This window comes from Pseudomonas sp. MEJ086, from assembly GCF_030209025.1.
Lineage (GTDB): Bacteria > Pseudomonadota > Gammaproteobacteria > Pseudomonadales > Pseudomonadaceae > Aquipseudomonas > Aquipseudomonas fulva_A.
This window is the reverse complement of record NZ_JARVSV010000016.1, coordinates 104,498-121,880: the sequence shown is the minus strand read 5'-3', so window position 1 is coordinate 121,880 and position 17,383 is coordinate 104,498. Positions and strand designations below refer to the sequence as shown.

Here is a 17,383-nt window from a genome sequence, read left to right as displayed (position 1 = left end):
TCACGTGCGGTCCAACTCCCAGCGCGAACGGGATGGCGACAGCCGCGACCTCCAGTCCGGGAGGCGACGGCTTTCAGGTTCCGGAGGCTGGCGTGGGCGGTCTGCGACCAGGGCCAGAGACCGCGGCCGCAGCGGGCAATCTGTGTGCAGTACGGCTCGCGCTCGTCTGCTCGTTCCACGTCAGGCTGTATCCAGAACAGGGCTGGCAGACCTTGGCGGCCGCTCTAATTGTGCTTCATTCACATCGGGACGGCTGGCGTGCAAAGGCATCGTCCAGCCCAACATCGAGGGGTGCGATACTCGGGTATCGTCTGCTCATCACGGTGAATCGATGCTAACATTCGAGACTGAATGTAACAAATAGTTTCTTGAAATGGTGTCAAGCAGACACACTGTCGCAGGCTTGTACCGCTCTAAATCGGCCCTTTTCGCCCGGCCGAGCTCAGTCATTAATTTGACCACTCGTTCAAGTATGAATAGGGTGTCAGCCCATTTCTCCCGCCGAGTATTTATGACCAGCCGCTCCAGATTGCCCGCCACCGTCTACCTGCTGGGGGCCACCATCTTCTCTTTGGTCACCGCCGAATTCATGGTTGCCGGCATGATGCCCGCCCTGGCCGAAGCCTTTTCGGTCAGCCTGGCGCAGGTCGGTAACCTGATCGCTCTGTATGCCCTGGGCATGGCCCTCGGTGGCCCGCCGGTGACGCTTCTGCTGCTCTCGCGCGGCATCAGCAACAAGCACGCGCTGATCGGGCTGCTGACCGTCTACGTCGCGGCCGGCGCCCTGGCCGCAGCCGCGCCGAGCTACCCGGTACTGGCGCTGGCGCGGATCATCATGGGGGTGGCCAGTGCTGCCTGCATCGGCCTGTGCATGACCGTTTGTGCCGCGATGGTCGAACAGGCGGCGCGCGGCAGGGCCATCTCGGTGGTGCTGGCAGGCCTGATGCTTTCCCCGGTCGCTGGCGTGCCGCTGACCGCCTGGGTCGAGCAGCACTACGGCTGGCGTGCCAGCTCCTGGGTGGTGGTGGCGCTGGCCTTGATCTGTACCGCCCTGGCGGCCATGCGTCTGCCGTCCAGCTCGCCGGGTGGCGAGGCGGGTCTGAACCGGCAGTTGGCCTCGCTGAACAACCGCAGCCTGTGGGGCGCCTACCTCACCAGTGGGTTGATCATTGGTGCCACCTTCGCGGCATTCAGCTATTGCGCGCCCATCCTGATCCACGAGGTCGGTATCGAGCCTGCACACGTGGCTCCGCTGCTGGCGCTTTACGGCGTGGCCAACCTGCTGGGCAACATGATCGTCGGCCGTTTTGCCGACCGCCACACCTTCAGCGCCCTGGGCTGGGGCCTGGCCTTGCTGGTGCTTGCCCTGAGCGGTTTCGCCCTGGCCGGTGATCAGGTCTGGCTGAATCTGGGTTGTTTCATCGCCATTGGCATGACCGGCGTGGCGCTCAACCCGGCAATGGTCGCGCGGGTAATGAAGGCCGCCGAGTCCGGGGCGCTGGTCAACACCTTGCACACCTCGGTGATCACCGCCGGGCTGGCTCTTGGGAGCTGGGCCGGAGGTGCGGCGATCGAAGCCGGTTATGGCTTGCGCGCTCCGCTGTGGGTCGGCGCGGGATTGGCGCTGCTGGGGCTGCTCAGCCTGGTGCGTCCGGTGGCGGCGAACAGGCTTGCGCGCGCTTGCGCTTGAGGGCGTCGGGACCGAAACTGTCCGCCATCGTGATCACCACGCACGCGTTCCGGGAGAGATCGAATGGCAGACAAGCTGCACACCTACGACGTTCTGGTTGCCTGGACGGGTAATCAGGGCACGGGCACCTCCACCTACCGTGGTTACAGCCGAGCGCACAGCATCCAGGCGCAAGGCAAGAGCCCCATCGACGGCTCGTCCGATCCGAGCTTTCGGGGTGATCCGGCGCGCTGGAACCCGGAAGAGTTGCTGGTCGCGTCCCTGGCCGCCTGCCACAAGCTCTGGTACCTGGGCTTGTGCGCCGGAGCTGGCATCGTGGTCACCGCCTACGAGGACAATGCCCAGGGCACCATGCTCGAACAGGACGATGGCGCCGGCCAGTTCACCTCGGTGGTGTTGAGGCCGAAGGTGGTGCTGGCTTCCGGTTCCGATCTCGAGCGCGCCAGGGCCCTGCATCACCAGGCACATGAGATGTGCTTCATCGCCCGCTCGATGAACTTCCCGGTCAGCCATGAGCCGGAGCTGTCGATCAGCCCGGACAGCTGAGGCGGCGTCAGGCGCTCATCAGCTCGCGTACGCGCGACACCAGGGTGTCGACCGCGAAGGGTTTGGTCAGCACCTGCATCCCCGGCCCGAGGTGGCCGTTGCCGATCGCGGCATTTTCCGCGTAGCCGGTGATGAACAGGGTTTTCAGGCTCGGTCGAATTTCCCGTCCGGCATCGGCCATCTGTCGTCCATTCATGCCGCCAGGCAGACCCACGTCGGTGATCAGCAGGTCGATCTGCACGTTCGAGCGCAGCACCTTCAGCCCCGCGACACTGTCGGCAGCCTCGACCACGGCATAGCCGAGATCGCTCAGCACGTCGGTCAGCAGCATGCGTACCGTCGGCTCATCATCCACCACCAGGATCGTCTCGCCCGTTTCGGGCAGCGAGGCCGAGGTGGTGATGGCTTCGCTGCGGTCTTCGCTGGCGTCGCCGTGATAGCGCGGCAGGTAGATGCTGATGGTGGTCCCCTGACCCAGGGTGGAGTGGATGCGCACCTGACCACCGGATTGCTTGGCGAAGCCATAGATCATCGAAAGGCCGAGACCGGTGCCCTGGCCGATGGGTTTGGTGGTGAAGAACGGATCGAAGGCCTTGGCGATGACCTCGGGCGACATGCCGGTGCCGGTGTCGGTCACCGACAGGGAAAGGTACTGACCCTCGGGAATGTCGTGGGTCCGCGCGACGTCGCGATCCATCCAGCGGTTGGCGGTCTCGATGGTGATGCGCCCGCCGTCGGGCATGGCGTCACGGGCATTGATGCACAGGTTCAGCAGCGCGTTCTCGAGCTGACTGGCATCGGCCAGCGCCGTCCACAGGCCCGCCGCGCCGACCGTTTCGACCGCGATGCTGGGGCCCACCGTGCGCTGAATCAGATCGCTCATGCCGGTCATCAGCCGGTTCACATCGGTGGGTTGCGGGTCCAGGGTCTGCCGACGGGAGAAGGCGAGCAGGCGGTGGGTGAGGGCGGCGGCCCGCTTCGCCGCGCCCTGAGCGGCTGCCATGTACTTGTCGATGTCGCTCAGGCGGCCCTGGGCAACGCGAATGCCGAGCAGTTCCAGCGAGCCGGAAATGCCCGCCAGCAGGTTGTTGAAGTCGTGTGCGAGGCCACCGGTCAGTTGGCCGACGGCTTCCATTTTCTGTGACTGGCGCAGCTTTTCCTCGGCCTGCATCAGTTCGTTGGTGCGCTCGGCCACACGCTGTTCCAGGGTGTCGTTGAGCACGCGCAGGGCGGTGATGGCGCGGTCCCGCTCGGCCTCCACGGTGCGCCGCTCTTCCACGTCGATGAGCACGCCGGGGAAACTCAGTGGAGTGCCATCCGCCGCGTGGTCCACGCGCCCATTGGCCTCGATCCAGTAGTACTGGCCGTCTGCGCGTCTGACCCGATATTGATGCACATAGGCTCCCCCACGGCGGGCCGCCTCGTCGACTGCGGCGATCATCGCGTCGCGGTCGTCGGGATGCACGGTGGCGATCACCTGCTCGAGGTCCAGGCCTTCACGGCCCATGCTCGGGTCGAGGCCGAAGGCAACGGTGAAGGCTTCGTCGACCGTGAAACGGTCGGCCTGCAGATCCCAGTGCCAGGTGCCGATGATCGCTCCGGCGGCGAGCGCCAGTTGCACGCGCTCGACGTTTTCGCGGGCGGTCGCCTCGCTGATGCGCAGGCGTTCCTGCGCGTTGCGCCGTTCGGTCACGTCATTGAAGAAGATGCCGATCTTGCGCTCTTCGGGCTCACCGACCCGAACGGCACGTACGTCGAACCAGCGCTCGAAGGCCTTGGCGTAATTCTCGAAGTTGGTCGGTTCGCCGGTCTTGGCGACATGGCCGTACATCTCGAACCAGAACGTCTCCAGGTCCGGCGCGTACTCGGTGACCCACTTGCCGCGCAGGTCGACGCCCGCCTGCCGTTCGAACGCCGGGTTGACCTCGATGAAGCGATAGTCCACGGGACGATCGTCAGCATCGAACTTGACCTCGACGATGGCGAAAGCCGCCTCGATGGTGTCGAGGATGGTTTGGAAGCGCTCTTCGCTCTTGCGCAAGGCGATCTCGGCGCTGCGCATTCGGGTGAGGTCGAGCATGGCGCCGATCATGCGTACAGCGACCCCGTCGGCATTGCGGATCACATGTCCGCGATCCAGCACCTCGGCGTAGGTGCCGTCCTGACGCTGAAAACGGTAGCCGTCGGTCCAGTCCGTTGCCTCACCATCGATGACCGCGTGGATCGAGGCATCGATACGGGTTCTGTCATCCGGGTGAATGCGCGCCATCCACCAGTCACCGCTGGTTTCGGTGCTCGCCAGGGAGTAGCCATAGGCATCCTCCAGCGCTTCGTTCCAGAGCACCTGATTGGCCGCCAGGTCCCAATCCCATACCGCGTCGTTGGTCGCTTTGGCGGCTAACCGATAGCGCTCCTTGGTCTCCTCCATCGCCTGGCCCGCCAGATGCTCGCTGGTGCGGTCGCGCAGGATCTTCATGAAGCCGAGAAGACTGTTGTCGTCATTGTAGAGCGGCATCATCTCGCCCGATGCCCAGAAGCGTTGCCCGCTCTTGCGCAGGTGCCAGCGCTCGTCAGCAGCCCGACCGTGCTGCAATGCACTGCGCATTTCATAGTCGACCCGGCCGCTGGCGCGATCGGCTGGGGTGAAAAAAAGCTCGGCCTTGCGCCCGCATATTTCTGCCGGTGCCCACCCCATAATGTGGGTCGCACCCTGGTTCCAGTCGGTAATGACTCCAGTCGTATCGATCAGGATGATGGCGAAGTCGATGGCGCTCTCGAATACCGCGCGCTGCCGTGCCGCGTTTCTGGCCTGGGTGATCTGGCTGGGTTGCAGCCTCCCATCGTTCGCAGCGGGGCGCACACCTGAGTGCGATGCATCGATGCCTGACTCTTCAAGCGCGACACGCAGTCGTAGCACTTCCGCTTCCAGCTCTTCACGGCTCAGGTTTTTCAGAGTTGTCTCCACGTACCCATGATTGCTGCTGCCCATGCAGAGAACGTCGTTTCGTCTCGCGCCGATCCTGGCAGCAATTACAGCCTGAAAATCGGCTTTGTATACTGATCCTTCTCAGATACTTCCGTGCAAAAACTTGTTTTCGAATGACGTGCAGGCTTCAGCGGCAGCCTGTCGTCTTGTCTCCATATTAAATCTGTTGGGCTTTGTATAGATTGCAGCGGTCACATCTTCGTGGAGGCCGTTCGCGACTCATAGTGTTCTGAACAAGCCGTGCCGAACTGCACCTGTATCCGAGCTGGAATCGACCGGCCGGCATACCGCATACGCCCATGTTTAGACAAGCCGACTCCCCTAACCATCCGGCGGGGCACTTCTGGAGTGGAAAATGGTAGAGATTAGGCCGGTTGTATCGACAGGGAATGCGGGTTTCGATGCCGTGTTGAAGGGCGGTTTGCCCAGCAATCGTTTGTATTTGCTCGAAGGCACTCCCGGCGCCGGGAAAACCACGCTGGGCTTGCAGTTTCTGCTGGAGGGCGTCGCCGCTGGCGAGCCGGTTCTGTACATCACGCTGTCGGAAACCAGCGAAGAGCTGGATAGCGTCGCCAAATCCCATGGCTGGACGCTGGAAGGCATCGACCTGTTCGAGTTCTCCTCCACCGAAGAGGTGCTGGGCGAGGACTACGAGCAATCGATCCTCCACCCCTGGGAGGCCGAACTCGGCGGCACCATCAAGCTGATTCAGCAGCGCGTGGATCAACTGCGCCCCAAGCGTCTGGTGTTCGACAGCCTCTCGGAGATGCGCCTGCTCGCTCAGGATCCGCTGCGCTATCGGCGCCAGGTGCTGGCGCTGAAACAATTCTTCGCCGGCCGCGACATCACCGTCCTGTTGGTCGATGACCTGACCACCATCAGCGGCGAGCGCGACAACCACTTGCACAGCCTTTGCCATGGCGTGGTCACCCTCGAGCGCCTGACCCTCGAATTCGGTGCTGCGCGCCGTCGCCTGCAGGTACAGAAGCTGCGTGGTGTCGACTTCACCGCAGGCTTTCACGACTTCACCATCCGCAAGGGGGGCCTGGAAGTCTATCCGCGCCTGATCGCCGCCAAGCACAATACCGACTATGCCAACGAGCCGGTCAAGAGTGGCGTGCAGGAACTGGACGACCTGTTGGTGGGTGGGCCGATCCGTGGCACCAGCACCCTGGTCACGGGGCCAGCGGGTTCGGGCAAGACGACCCTGGCACTGGTGTATCTGGCCGCGGCCTGTGCCCGGGGCGAGAACTGCACGATCTACGAGTTCGACGAACGTATCGGCACGCTGCTGGCGCGCGCTGACTGCATGGGGCTGCAACTCAGCCATTACGTGGCGACCGGCCAGTTGGTCATTCAGCAGATCGACCCCGCCGAGATTTCACCGGGTGAGTTCGCCTGGCGCGTACGTACCGAAGTGGAGGTGCGCGGCAGTTCGCTGCTGGTGGTGGACAGCCTGAATGGCTACATGGCCGCCATGCCGCAAGAGCAGCAACTGATCCTGCAGATGCACGAGTTGATGTCCTACCTCAGCCAGCAGGGCGTGGTGACCTTCCTGATCAACCCGCAGCACGGCTTGATGGGCTCGATGTCCACCAACCTCAACGTTTCCTATGTGGCGGACTCGGTGATCCTGATCCGCTTCTTCGAAGCCAAGGGCCGCCTGCGCAAAGCCATTTCGGTGATGAAGCACCGTGGCGGCGCCCATGAAGACACCATTCGTGAGCTCAGAATCGACTCTCAGGGCGTTCGGGTCGGTGAACCGCTGACCAACTTCCGTGGGGTGTTGACCGGTACGCCGGAGTACTACGGTGCCGAACAACCGCTGATGGAAGAGCGAACGCGTGGCTAATGACCTGACCGTGCAAGCCCGCCAGTTACTCGTCACTGCACCCTTCAAGGGCGACGGGACGAGTCTGGAAAAACTCTTCGGTGCGATTTACCCCCTGCAGTTGCACGGCAGCCTGGCCTCGCTGACCAGCGCAATCAATGACCAGGCCGGAGTTGTGGTTCTCACCGAGGAAGCCTTGGTCGGTGACGTCTCGATGCTGGGGCGTGCTCTGGAGGAACAGGCCGCCTGGTCGGAAATTCCGATCATCCTGCTGGCTTCCAACAAGGGACGTTTGGGGCGCGCCACGGAAGCAGCCCGGCTGCGCTTGCCAGCCGCTGCGGGGCACGTGCTGGTACTCGAGCGGCCACTGAGCTCCGCGTCGCTGATCAGCGCGGTTGCTGCCGCCTGGCGTTCCCGCGAGCGGCAGTTCGACATGCGTGACCGCCTGGCCGAATTGGCCGAAGAGCGCTCGCGCATGCACACGCTGCTGGAGAACATCCCCGTTGGTGTGTGCTTCATGGACAGTGACGGCAAATCGCTGGTCAGCAACCCGCGCTATCGGCGCTGCGTACCCGATGACGTCATTCCCTCCCGGAGCCCGACGCGCTTGAACCGTTGGGTTGGCCACGATGAGCACGGCAACCTGCTCGCGCCCAACATGTTTCCCGGGGCGCGGGCTCTGCGGGGGGAGCCGGTAGCCGGTCTCGACTTCAGCTACCAGACCGATGATGGCGACGAGTCCTGGATGAGGGTCAGCGCCATCCCGCTCTACGACGAAAGCCAGCACCTGATCGGTGCCGCTTCGGTCATTCTCGACATCAACGAGGAGAAGCGCTCGCAGCAATCGCTCAGGCGCTTCAACGAAGAGCTGGAAATTCAGGTCAGGGCACGTACCCAGGCCCTCAATGCCGCTGTCGAGAAGCTGAAACTGGAGAGCGACGAGCGCGCCCGTGCCGAAGAACAGTTACGCCAGTCCCTGAAGATGGAAGCGGTCGGGCAGCTCACCGGCGGCATCGCTCACGACTTCAACAACATGCTCACCGGTGTGATGAGTGCCATGGAGCTCATGAAGCTGCGCCTGGCCAAGGGCAAGCTCGATGGCGTCGAGCGCTTCATGGATGCCGCCTACTCATCGGCCCAGCGCGCCGCCTCCCTGACCCAGCGCCTGCTGGCGTTCTCGCGGCGACAATCACTGGATTCCAAACCTTTGTCGGTCAACGGCTTGATTCTCTCGCTTCACGAACTGCTGCAACGCACCGTGACCGAGCAGGTGAGCGTGCAGCTCGATCTGTGCGAGAACGATCCGTGGGTATGCGCCGACACCAATCAACTGGAAAACGCGCTGCTCAACCTGGTGATCAATGGCCGTGACGCCATGCCTCGGGGCGGCACCCTGACGATCAGAACCCGAGCCAGCAACGCGACTCTGGAGCCCGCGAGGGAGGGCGGCTTTGGCGAGGCCGGGCATGTCTGCATCGATGTCAGCGACACCGGTGTCGGCATTCCCGAACACCTGCTCAACAAGGTTTTCGAACCCTTCTTCACCACCAAACCCATTGGCCAGGGCACTGGCCTGGGGCTGTCGATGGTCTATGGCTTCGCCAAGCAGAGTGACGGCCGGCTCGCCATCGACAGCGTCGAGAACAAGGGCACCACCGTGTCCATCTGCCTGCCGGTGAGCGATAGCCATAGCCTGCCGGCACAGATCCCCGGTGAGATGGCGGTAGCCGGCAAGGGGCAGACCATTCTGCTGGTCGAGGACGACGACTCGGTGCGCCTGATCAATCAGGCCGCACTGGTCGAACTCGGCTATCGGGTGGTGGTGGCGCGCGAAGCCGAAGAAGCACTGGCGCAGCTGAGTAACCTGCCCAGCCTCGATCTGCTGGTCACCGACGTCGGCCTGCCGGGCATGAATGGCAGACAGCTCGCCGAAGTCGTGCAGCAACTCAAGCCCGGCCTGCCCGTCCTGTTCCTGACCGGCTACGCCGAGGGCGCCATGAAGCGTGAAGACTTCCTCGGCCCGCACATGCACCTGCTGACCAAGCCCGTATCCCTGGAAGCACTGGCCAGCCGGATCGACCTGATGCTGGGCGAGCAGGGCGCAGGCGGTCCGCGCGAGGTGGATTAGCGCCCCAGCTGGCCGTTTCAGCGTTCACGCTGGATATCGATGCGCCTGCAGATAGGCCTTGAGCAGCAGCGTGGCCTGCGGCTCGATAGCGGTTTCGAAGCTGGCAGGCGCATTGCCTTCCAACAGAGAACGAACCGGGCCGGCGAGGGCGCTCAACGCGATTGAAGCGGTCAGCGTCGGGTCTGCGAAATGTGCGTCAGGCGCCGTCTTCAGCATGGCGGCAAAGGCCGCCACCATGCGCGTATTGATCCGTGCAACGAGCTCGGCCCCCCCTCGTTCGGCTGCAATCGCATACAGCGCTTTAGAGACCGTCGGGTCGCGCAGTTTGACGGCCAGGTATGCCGAGACCAGACCTGCAGCCATATCGCCAACCGGCTTGCCCTGAAGCGCGATACAGGCCGACTCGGCGGCATCCACCACTTCCAGCAAATGCTTTTCAAGCACGGCGGCGAGCAGTGCATCGCGGTTCGGGTAGTACTGATAAAGGCTGCCCACCGACATGCCGGCGCGCTCGGCCACCCGGGTCGTGGTGCAGCGGATCAGGCCCTGTTGTGTCAAAACCTGAAGGGTGGCGGTGTGCAGAGCCGCGACAGTGGCAGCCGATCTGGCTTGAACCGCTGATTTTCTTGGCTTTAGCGATGCGGTTGGGTTGCTCATGGAATGCGAATTCTAAAACCTGAAGGATCCTTCATATCATAGTTCTCCCCCAGCGAAGCAAGAGCGATCGATATGAGCAGCGCAGACAACAACGGCACTTTCATTCTCGGCGACCGTGAGGTGAATCGAATCGGCTATGGCGCCATGCAGTTGGCCGGCCCCGGCGTATTCGGCCCACCCAAGGACCGGGTTGCCGCGCTGGCCGTATTGCGTGAAGCCGTCGCAGCCGGCGTGAACCACATCGACACCAGCGATTACTACGGGCCGCACGTCACCAATCAGATCATCCGCGAAGCCCTGCATCCCTACAGAGATGAGCTCACCATCGTCACCAAGATCGGTGCTCGTCGCGATGGCCAGGGTGCGTGGCTGCCTGCGGTGTCAAAGGCGGAGCTGACCCAGGCCGTGCATGACAACCTGCGCAATCTTGGTGTGGACGTACTCGATGTGGTGAATTTCCGTGCGATGCACGGCCCGATGGGGCCGGCGGAGGGCTCCATCGCCCAGCCGCTGGAAGCCATCGCGGAGCTTCAGCAGCAAGGGCTGCTGCGTCATGTCGGCATCAGCAACGTCACGCCGACGCAGCTGGCGCAAGCGCGCAGTATCGTCAGCGTGGTTTGCGTTCAAAACCACTACAACATCGCTCATCAGCACGATAACGCGATGATCGACGAGCTGGCTCGCGATGGCATTGCCTATGTGCCGTTCTTCCCGCTCGGCGGATTCTCACCCGTGCAGTCTTCCACGCTGTCGAGCGTTGCACAGCGCCTTGGCGTAACGCCCATGCAACTGGCGTTGGCCTGGCTGCTGCGTCGCTCCGCGAACATCCTGCTGATCCCCGGGACCTCATCGCTCACCCATCTGCGTGAAAACCTCGCAGTAGGCGGGCTGCAGCTGTCGGACGAGACATTGGCAGAGTTGAACGCCATCGCGGATTGATCTTGCGAGCGCCGCTCAGGTGTCGATGCGCTTGAGATAATTTGCAATGAGTCGGCACTTGAGTGCGCCGTTGCGCCTGATAAATTGGCGCGGCGACACCGGGCCCCTCTGACAGCTGAAAAGCTGCCATGTCGGAGTTGCAGTTTGTACAACTCTGACTTAGGAGGGGCTTATGAGCACCCTAGAACCGTTTCTGATGGCCGAGTTCCTCGGCACTGCCACCTGGTTGTGGCTCATCTTCATCACCATCGTCATCAGCCTGCTGGTCTTCGACCTCGGGGTGCTTCACCGTGAGCACCGCGAAATCGGCGTCAAGGAAAGCCTCTTGCTGTCCGGCGGCTACATCACCGCAGGCCTGCTGTTCGGCCTATGGGTCTGGCACATGAAGGGCGCCGCTTCCGGTATGGATTTCTATACCGGTTTCCTGATCGAGAAATCGCTGTCCATGGACAACGTGTTTCTCATGGCGATGATCTTCAGCTTCCTGGCCATCCCGCGTAAGTACCAGCACGAGGTGCTGTTCTGGGGCATCCTCGGGGTGATCGTGCTGCGCGCGATCATGATCGGTCTGGGCGCCGCGCTGATCGCCGAGTTCAGCTGGATCCTCTACGTGTTCGGCGCCTTCCTGCTGCTGACCGGCGTGAAGATGCTGTTCAGCAAGGTCGACGATCACCCGGACCTGGCCGAGAACAGCATGGTGAAATTCCTGCGCAAGCACATGCGCGTCACCGACCGTCTGCACGAGGGCCGCTTCTTCGTGCGTCAGCCGGATGAGAAGGGCCGTATGGTGCGCTGGGCCACGCCGCTGTTCCTGGCGCTGGTGCTGATCGAGTGTGCCGACCTGGTGTTCGCGATCGACAGCGTGCCGGCGATCTTCGCCATCACCCAGGACCCGTTCATCGTCTACACCTCGAACATCTTCGCGATCCTGGGGCTGCGCGCGCTGTACTTCGCCCTGGCGGCGATGATCCATCGCTTCGCCTACCTCAAGTACGCCCTGGCTCTGGTGCTGGTGTTCATCGGCGCGAAGATCTTCCTGGTCGGCATCATCGGCAAGACGCCGCCGGTGATCTCGCTGAGCGTCACGCTCGGCCTGCTGATCGGTGGCGTGCTGCTGTCGCTGTGGAAAACCCGCAACGACCCGCCTGCCGTCGAAGCCGAAACGCCCCGTCAGTAACGTTCTTGTGCCCCGGCTTGCCGGGGCCTTCATCACCTCTGGAGATGACCCATGAATCCATCACCCATCGCTGCGCTGGTTCTGGTAGCCGTGATCGGTCTGACCACGGCGGGTTGCGATGTCGCCGAAGAGTCGGCGCAGAAACTCACCGACAAGGCCGAGCAGGCCGTGCAGGACATCGCCCGCGAAGCGGTCAGCGACACCCTCAACGCCTTCAACGAGCAGATCGATCAGGTGCAGAAATCCACCAGCGAACTGCTCGGCCAACCCGAGGATGAAGCAGGCAAGGACCAACCCGAACGCGACGCCGAGAAGCCGTCGCCTTCCTTCAAGGAGGGTGTCGAGACCTGAGTCGGGCTCCATTTTCGTACTGCTAAAACCGCACAGGGCAAGGGCCGGTATCTACCTCAGGGTAATGCCGGTCGCTTGCCCTGTTGCGTTCTCGCTGCGCCATGACACAGGCGGCTGCGCTTCATCGCTGCACCCGTTGTGCGGTTCTGCGCCCGCTTCAATCGTGGCCTTGGCGCTGGCCAAAGCGTTCCCGATAGAACGAGGGCGCCAGGCCGACCACCTTTCGAAACGCCACCCGAAAACTTTCCACCGAACTGAAACCACAGCGCTCAGCGATCTGCTCGCTGTTCAGGCTGGTGCTCTCCAGAAGTGCTCGGGCCTGTGCCATGCGCATGTGCTGCAGCCAGCTCTTGGGTGAGAGGCCGGTGGCTTCGCTGAAACGGCGCAAGAAGGTACGTTCACTCATCAGGGCTCTGGTCGCCAAGTGCTTGATCGAGAGGGGCTCGTGCAAATGCTGCCGTGCCCATTCCAGCACCGCGGAGAGATCGTCCCTGGGAGCCTGCGCGACCGGTGCGGGAATGAATTGCGCCTGTCCGCCCGAGCGCTGTGGCGCCATCACCAGGCGGCGTGCCACCGAGTTGGCGATGTGAGCGCCGTAATCGCGCTCGACCAGATGCAGGCATGCGTCGATACCCGCGGCGCTGCCTGCGGATGTGATCACCTGCCCGCTGTCCACATAGAGCACCGAGGGATCGACGTCGATGGCCGGGAAGCGCTGCGCGAGTTCATCGGTGTAGCGCCAGTGGGTGGTAGCACGCTTACCGTCCAGTAGCCCTGCTGCGGCCAGCACGAAGACACCGGAACAGATCGACAACAGACGGGCGCCTCTCGCGTGTGCGGCTTGCAACGCTTGCAGCAGGGCGGGCGGTGGCGGCTCATCACGGCTGCGCCAGCCGGGAACGATGATCGTGCGCGCCGTGTTCAGCGCCTCGAGGCCAGCGTCGGCAGTGACCTGAATGCCGCCCAGTGCGCGCATGGGGCCATTGTCCACGGCGACTATGCAGTGGCGGTACCAGGCGAAGTCGAACTCGGGGCGAGGCAGGCCGAAGATCTCCACGGCTATGCCGAATTCGAATGTGCACAGGCCGTCATAGGCGAGAACGGCAACCAGACCAGGGGCTTCATGCATTTGGCGGAAAACTACCAGTTTATGTCTATTTGGCCACTGTAGCGCTGTTCGCGGCATCTCTACAGTGGTGGCTCTTTCCGCCATCGAGTAATCAGCATGTCCAGCCTCGTCAGTGAAACGCCTGCCGCCGAGCCAGCCGTAGCGCTCGCGCATTTCAGCCGCCGTCTGAGTGTCGAAACCGACTGTTCCGATGTCCACCACAGCCAGCAGGCCGGTGAGGTGGATTACCTGCTGGTCGACGTACGCAACCCACAGGCATTCGCCACCAGCCACGTTCCCGGCGCTATCAATATTCCCAGCCGCGAGATCACGGCCGAGCGGATGGCCGATTTTCCCGCTGAGACGTTGTTCGTCGTTTACTGCGCCGGCCCCCACTGCAACGGCGTGCACCGTGCTGCGGTGCGCCTGGCGAGCCTGGGGTATGCCGTTAAGGAAATGATCGGTGGAGTCACCGGCTGGCTCGACGAAGGGTTGCCGCTGGCCGGGACGCACCCCGAGCGCAGCGGCAATGCCGACGTCATCTCCTGCGCATGTTGAGCGATGGCTGCCGGGTACGTCCGGCCACCGTGGCCGACGTTCCGCTGCTGCTCGAGTTGATGCGTGCCCTGGCCGTTTTCGAGGGCTACATCGATGAGTTTCGTGTCGATGAGCCCGCCTTGTTGGCCCGTGCCTTCGGGGCCAACCCGCAGTGCCAGGTGTTCGTCGCCGAACAGCAGGGGCAATTGCTGGGGTACGCCGTGGTGCTGGAAATTGCCTTTACCTTCGATCTACGTCCCACGTTGCTGTTGAAGGAGCTGTACGTCGCCGAGGGGCGGCGCGGCAGTGGCTTGGGGGAGGCCCTGCTGCAACAGGTCGCCCGCTTCGCGCTGAGCATCGACGCCGGACGTTTGAAGTGGGATGTCCTGACGGGTAACGCCCGTGCCGAAGCCTTTTACCAGCGCCTGGGAGGCATACCTGAGCGCAAATGGATGGGCTACCGGATGGACGTGCCTGAACTCGAACAACTGGCTCTGGCGAGTGACGCCTGAGCGACGCACCACTGTGCCGTTGCCTGGCGTTGAGCGAAGCGATACCCGGAGTTTTGTTCTCGAGTATCGCTTCGCTGTGCAGAGTGCTCCGTGAGAGGTCGTCATGGCCGTTCGAGTGCGAGCCCAGGTTGGGGCTCCACTGCGCCACGCACAGCGAACGGCGACCGTTAGCGAGCCGCTTCGGTTGTGGCTTCGGGGGCCTCGGCAGTGTTTTCAGGCTTGAGGCCCTTCAGCTCGAAGCGCTTGATCTCCCCTACGATCACCAGGTAGCTGAAGGCGGCGACGAACGCATTGGCGCCGATGAATACCAGTGCGAGTTTGAAAGAGCCCGTTGCTGCGATGATGTAGCCGATGACGATCGGGGTGGTGATGGACGCGAGGTTGCCGATGGTATTGAAGAGCCCACCGGAGAGTCCCGCAATCTGTTTGGGGGACGTGTCGGAGACCACCGCCCAGCCGAGTGCACCCACCCCTTTGCCGAAGAACGCCAGGGCCATGAACGAGACGACCATCCAATCCGTATCGACGTAGTTGCAGATGATCATGCTCATGGACAGCATCATGCCTGCGACGATTGGAACTTTGCGCGCGACGCTCAGGGAGTTGCCGCGTCGCAGGAGTGCGTCCGAAATGACGCCGCCAAGCACGCCGCCGATAAATCCGCATATCGCTGGAAGCGAAGCGATGATGCCGGCCTTGAGAATGGTCATTCCTCGCTCTTGAACGAGATAGACGGGGAACCAGGTCAGGAAGAAATACGTCAGGGTGGTGATGCAATACTGGCCCAGGTAGACCCCGGCCATCATGCGGTTCTTCAGTAGCTGCAGGATGTAGCCGAACTTGGGGCCGGAGTCCTGTTTCTTGCCCGCGGCATCGAGATCCACCAGGCCGCCATTTTCGGCGATGTACTGGATCTCGGCGGCGTTCGCCAGAGGATGGTCTTTCGGATTGTGGATCACGTACATCCAGATTATCGAGAACACGATTCCCAGCGCTCCCATCACCACGAAGACGTGCTGCCAGCCGTACGTGTAGACGATCCAGCCCATGATCGGAGCGAACAGAACCGTCGCGAAATATTGAGCCGAGTTGAAAATGGCGGATGCCGTGCCGCGCTCCTTGGTCGGAAACCAGGCGGCGACGATACGGGCGTTACCCGGGAAGGAGGGGGCTTCGGCAAGGCCCACCATGAAGCGCAGCAGGAACAGAACGGCGACCGCGCTGGCAACGCCAAACACGCCGATGTAGCCCTGCATGAGCGTGAACAGCGACCAGAGGAAGATGCTGCCCGCGTAGACGCGCTTGGAGCCGAAGCGATCGAGCAACCATCCGCCAGGGATCTGCCCCAGCACATAGGCCCAACCAAAGGCGGAGAAGATGTAACCCAGCTCGATCGCATCGATGCCGAGGTCTTTTTGCAGGCTTGAGCCTGCGATCGAAATCGTCGCCCGGTCTGCATAGTTGATCGTGGTCACGAGGAAAAGCATGAGCAAGATCAAATAGCGGGCGCGAGTCTTCTTGACTGCTTGCATGAAAGAACTCCGACGTTTGTTTTTATGGTTCGGTGCATTCCGTCGACTGTTAACGTTAACAGCTAACGTTAACAGTCTATGATGTTAACGTTATCATTGGCTACCGCTGAAATAGATCTTTTAGTGAGGGGCTGATGGGGTGGTTATGAAAAAAGGGTTGGTGGGGCAGTGAGGTGCTCGATGGGAGGATGCTTCATTGGGATCAGGTGCTGCCGCGCTCGATGATCTCGAATCCGGTGTCGATCTGATTATCGCCCTTCACACCATCAAGGCGGCGCAAGAGCGCCTCGGCGACCTGATACCCCATCTCCTGAGCATTCACGCTGACCGTCGAAAGCGCCGGGTAGGCGAACTGGCCGTTGGTGATGTTGCCGAAGCCCAGAACGGCGAGGTCGTCAGGCACGGAGATTCCATGGCTCGCGGCCTCGGCCAGTACGCCGAGCGCGACCGTGTCGGAGCTGCAGAAGACGATCTCTGGGTGCATACCGTCATTCAGCAGCTTCGCCAGGCCTGCTCGCCCGACTTCCCAGGTGGCCTCCGTCGCGAAGATCTCCTGATGAACGTCGCCAATGTTCAGCTCGTGCAGGCGCGAGATCAAACTGCGGCAACGGCGCATGGCGCGGGGATCATCGATCCCGACTACCGCCCATCGTCGATAGCCCTTGGCGTGGAAGTGATCGGCCACGGCGACGCCGACCTTCTCATGGGAAAAGCCAACCTGGGTATCCAGCAGGTCATCGCTCAGGTCCCATGCTTCGACGACGGGAATGCCAAGCGAGGCGAGACGCGAGCGGATCTGAGCAGTGTGCAGGGTGCCGGTAAGAACAATGCCGTCCGGTCGTCTGCCCAGGATCGCGTCGAGAAGGATCTCTTCATTCTCCGGCGAATAACCCGTTGGCCCGACCAGTGACTGATAGCCAAATGCGGAAAGCCTGTTGATGATCGACTGCACGGCAATCGAGTAAATCGAGTTGGCGATGGTTGGCAGCAGAATGGATACGAGCCGGCTCTTTCTGGTGGCTAGCGCCCCTGCCATGATATTCGGCACGTAGCCCATGGAACGGACGATTTCGAGTACATGCTCTCGCGTGACCTCGTTCACCAGTTCTGGGCGTTTGATCGCGCGCGACACCGTCATCACCGAGACACCGGCCTTCAGCGCCACATCCTTGATGGTGACAGGGCTCTCTGCGGAGTTGCCGTCATTTCTTCCTGATTTGCGCGCCACTTGGCTCTCTTAACACCGAACATTTGCATGGATAAGTATGAATGCCCAGGCGCGTTTTTACTATGTGCAGCATCGCGCAGACTTCAAGATCATGTGTCGAATTTCCCAGAGCGCTGGGTGCATATGTCGATAACTTTCAGGAACTGGATCCGCGGCGAGCG

The 17,383-nt window shown here is 62.3% G+C and carries 14 protein-coding genes; 9 read left to right on the top strand and 5 right to left on the bottom strand.

Going from position 1 to position 17,383, the window contains the following annotated elements; genetic code table 11:
* Positions 1 to 511 precede the first annotated feature (511 nt).
* Entirely contained in the window at positions 512 to 1,690 is a 1,179-nt protein-coding gene (locus QRN22_RS11140; RefSeq protein ID WP_042556372.1) for an MFS transporter, read from the top strand.
* Between the two features lie 63 nt (positions 1,691 to 1,753).
* Complete coding sequence (locus tag QRN22_RS11135; RefSeq protein WP_042556373.1) at positions 1,754 to 2,236, top strand: OsmC family protein; 483 nt, start codon at positions 1,754 to 1,756, stop codon at positions 2,234 to 2,236.
* A 7-nt stretch (positions 2,237 to 2,243) separates the two neighbouring features.
* Here QRN22_RS11135 and QRN22_RS11130 read toward each other — a convergent pair whose 3' ends face one another.
* A complete protein-coding gene (locus QRN22_RS11130; RefSeq protein ID WP_082045907.1) occupies positions 2,244 to 5,225 on the bottom strand; it encodes a PAS domain-containing hybrid sensor histidine kinase/response regulator in 2,982 nt (993 codons plus the stop codon).
* Positions 5,226 to 5,577: 352 nt separating this feature from the next.
* On the opposite strand from QRN22_RS11130, the gene QRN22_RS11125 reads away from it, so the two are divergent.
* The gene (locus QRN22_RS11125; protein WP_042556374.1) at positions 5,578 to 7,074 is read left to right on the top strand and encodes an ATPase domain-containing protein; all 1,497 of its coding nucleotides are present in this window, start codon (positions 5,578 to 5,580) and stop codon (positions 7,072 to 7,074) included.
* Entirely contained in the window at positions 7,067 to 9,181 is a 2,115-nt protein-coding gene (locus QRN22_RS11120) for an ATP-binding protein (RefSeq protein WP_042556375.1), read from the top strand. Before QRN22_RS11125 ends, QRN22_RS11120 begins: the two co-directional genes overlap by 8 nt.
* 24 nt (positions 9,182 to 9,205) lie before the next feature.
* Here the strand turns inward: QRN22_RS11120 and QRN22_RS11115 are convergent, their stop codons facing one another.
* The gene (locus QRN22_RS11115; RefSeq protein ID WP_042556376.1) at positions 9,206 to 9,838 is read right to left on the bottom strand and encodes a TetR/AcrR family transcriptional regulator; all 633 of its coding nucleotides are present in this window, start codon (positions 9,836 to 9,838) and stop codon (positions 9,206 to 9,208) included.
* Positions 9,839 to 9,910: 72 nt separating this feature from the next.
* Here QRN22_RS11115 and QRN22_RS11110 point away from each other — a divergent pair, with 72 nt between their 5' ends.
* The 3 genes from QRN22_RS11110 (at position 9,911) to QRN22_RS11100 (ending at position 12,305) form a co-directional block, all read left to right on the top strand.
* Positions 9,911 to 10,777: an aldo/keto reductase family oxidoreductase gene (locus QRN22_RS11110; RefSeq protein WP_042556377.1), complete on the top strand. Its 867-nt coding sequence runs from the start codon at positions 9,911 to 9,913 to the stop codon at positions 10,775 to 10,777.
* A gap of 172 nt (positions 10,778 to 10,949) precedes the next feature.
* On the top strand, positions 10,950 to 11,954 hold the full coding sequence (locus QRN22_RS11105; RefSeq protein ID WP_042556378.1) for a TerC family protein: 1,005 nt from the start codon (positions 10,950 to 10,952) through the stop codon (positions 11,952 to 11,954).
* A gap of 51 nt (positions 11,955 to 12,005) precedes the next feature.
* Positions 12,006 to 12,305 carry a hypothetical protein gene (locus QRN22_RS11100; RefSeq protein ID WP_042556379.1) on the top strand — a complete coding sequence of 100 codons (300 nt, stop codon included), beginning with the start codon at positions 12,006 to 12,008 and terminating at the stop codon, positions 12,303 to 12,305.
* A gap of 157 nt (positions 12,306 to 12,462) precedes the next feature.
* On the opposite strand, the gene ftrA is transcribed toward QRN22_RS11100, so the two are convergent.
* On the bottom strand, positions 12,463 to 13,434 hold the full coding sequence (ftrA, locus tag QRN22_RS11095) for a transcriptional regulator FtrA (RefSeq protein ID WP_042556380.1): 972 nt from the start codon (positions 13,432 to 13,434) through the stop codon (positions 12,463 to 12,465).
* A 96-nt stretch (positions 13,435 to 13,530) separates the two neighbouring features.
* Here ftrA and QRN22_RS11090 point away from each other — a divergent pair, with 96 nt between their 5' ends.
* Both QRN22_RS11090 and QRN22_RS11085 read left to right on the top strand, forming a co-directional pair.
* A complete protein-coding gene (locus tag QRN22_RS11090; RefSeq protein ID WP_042556381.1) occupies positions 13,531 to 13,971 on the top strand; it encodes a rhodanese-like domain-containing protein in 441 nt (146 codons plus the stop codon).
* Positions 13,965 to 14,462 carry a GNAT family N-acetyltransferase gene (locus QRN22_RS11085; protein ID WP_042556382.1) on the top strand — a complete coding sequence of 166 codons (498 nt, stop codon included), beginning with the start codon at positions 13,965 to 13,967 and terminating at the stop codon, positions 14,460 to 14,462. Before QRN22_RS11090 ends, QRN22_RS11085 begins: the two co-directional genes overlap by 7 nt.
* 167 nt (positions 14,463 to 14,629) lie before the next feature.
* Here the strand turns inward: QRN22_RS11085 and QRN22_RS11080 are convergent, their stop codons facing one another.
* Both QRN22_RS11080 and QRN22_RS11075 read right to left on the bottom strand, forming a co-directional pair.
* Positions 14,630 to 15,994, bottom strand: a complete 1,365-nt coding sequence (locus QRN22_RS11080) for an MFS transporter (protein WP_042556383.1) — start codon at positions 15,992 to 15,994, stop codon at positions 14,630 to 14,632.
* A 202-nt stretch (positions 15,995 to 16,196) separates the two neighbouring features.
* On the bottom strand, positions 16,197 to 17,222 hold the full coding sequence (locus QRN22_RS11075; protein WP_042556384.1) for a LacI family DNA-binding transcriptional regulator: 1,026 nt from the start codon (positions 17,220 to 17,222) through the stop codon (positions 16,197 to 16,199).
* Positions 17,223 to 17,383: the final 161 nt, after the last annotated feature.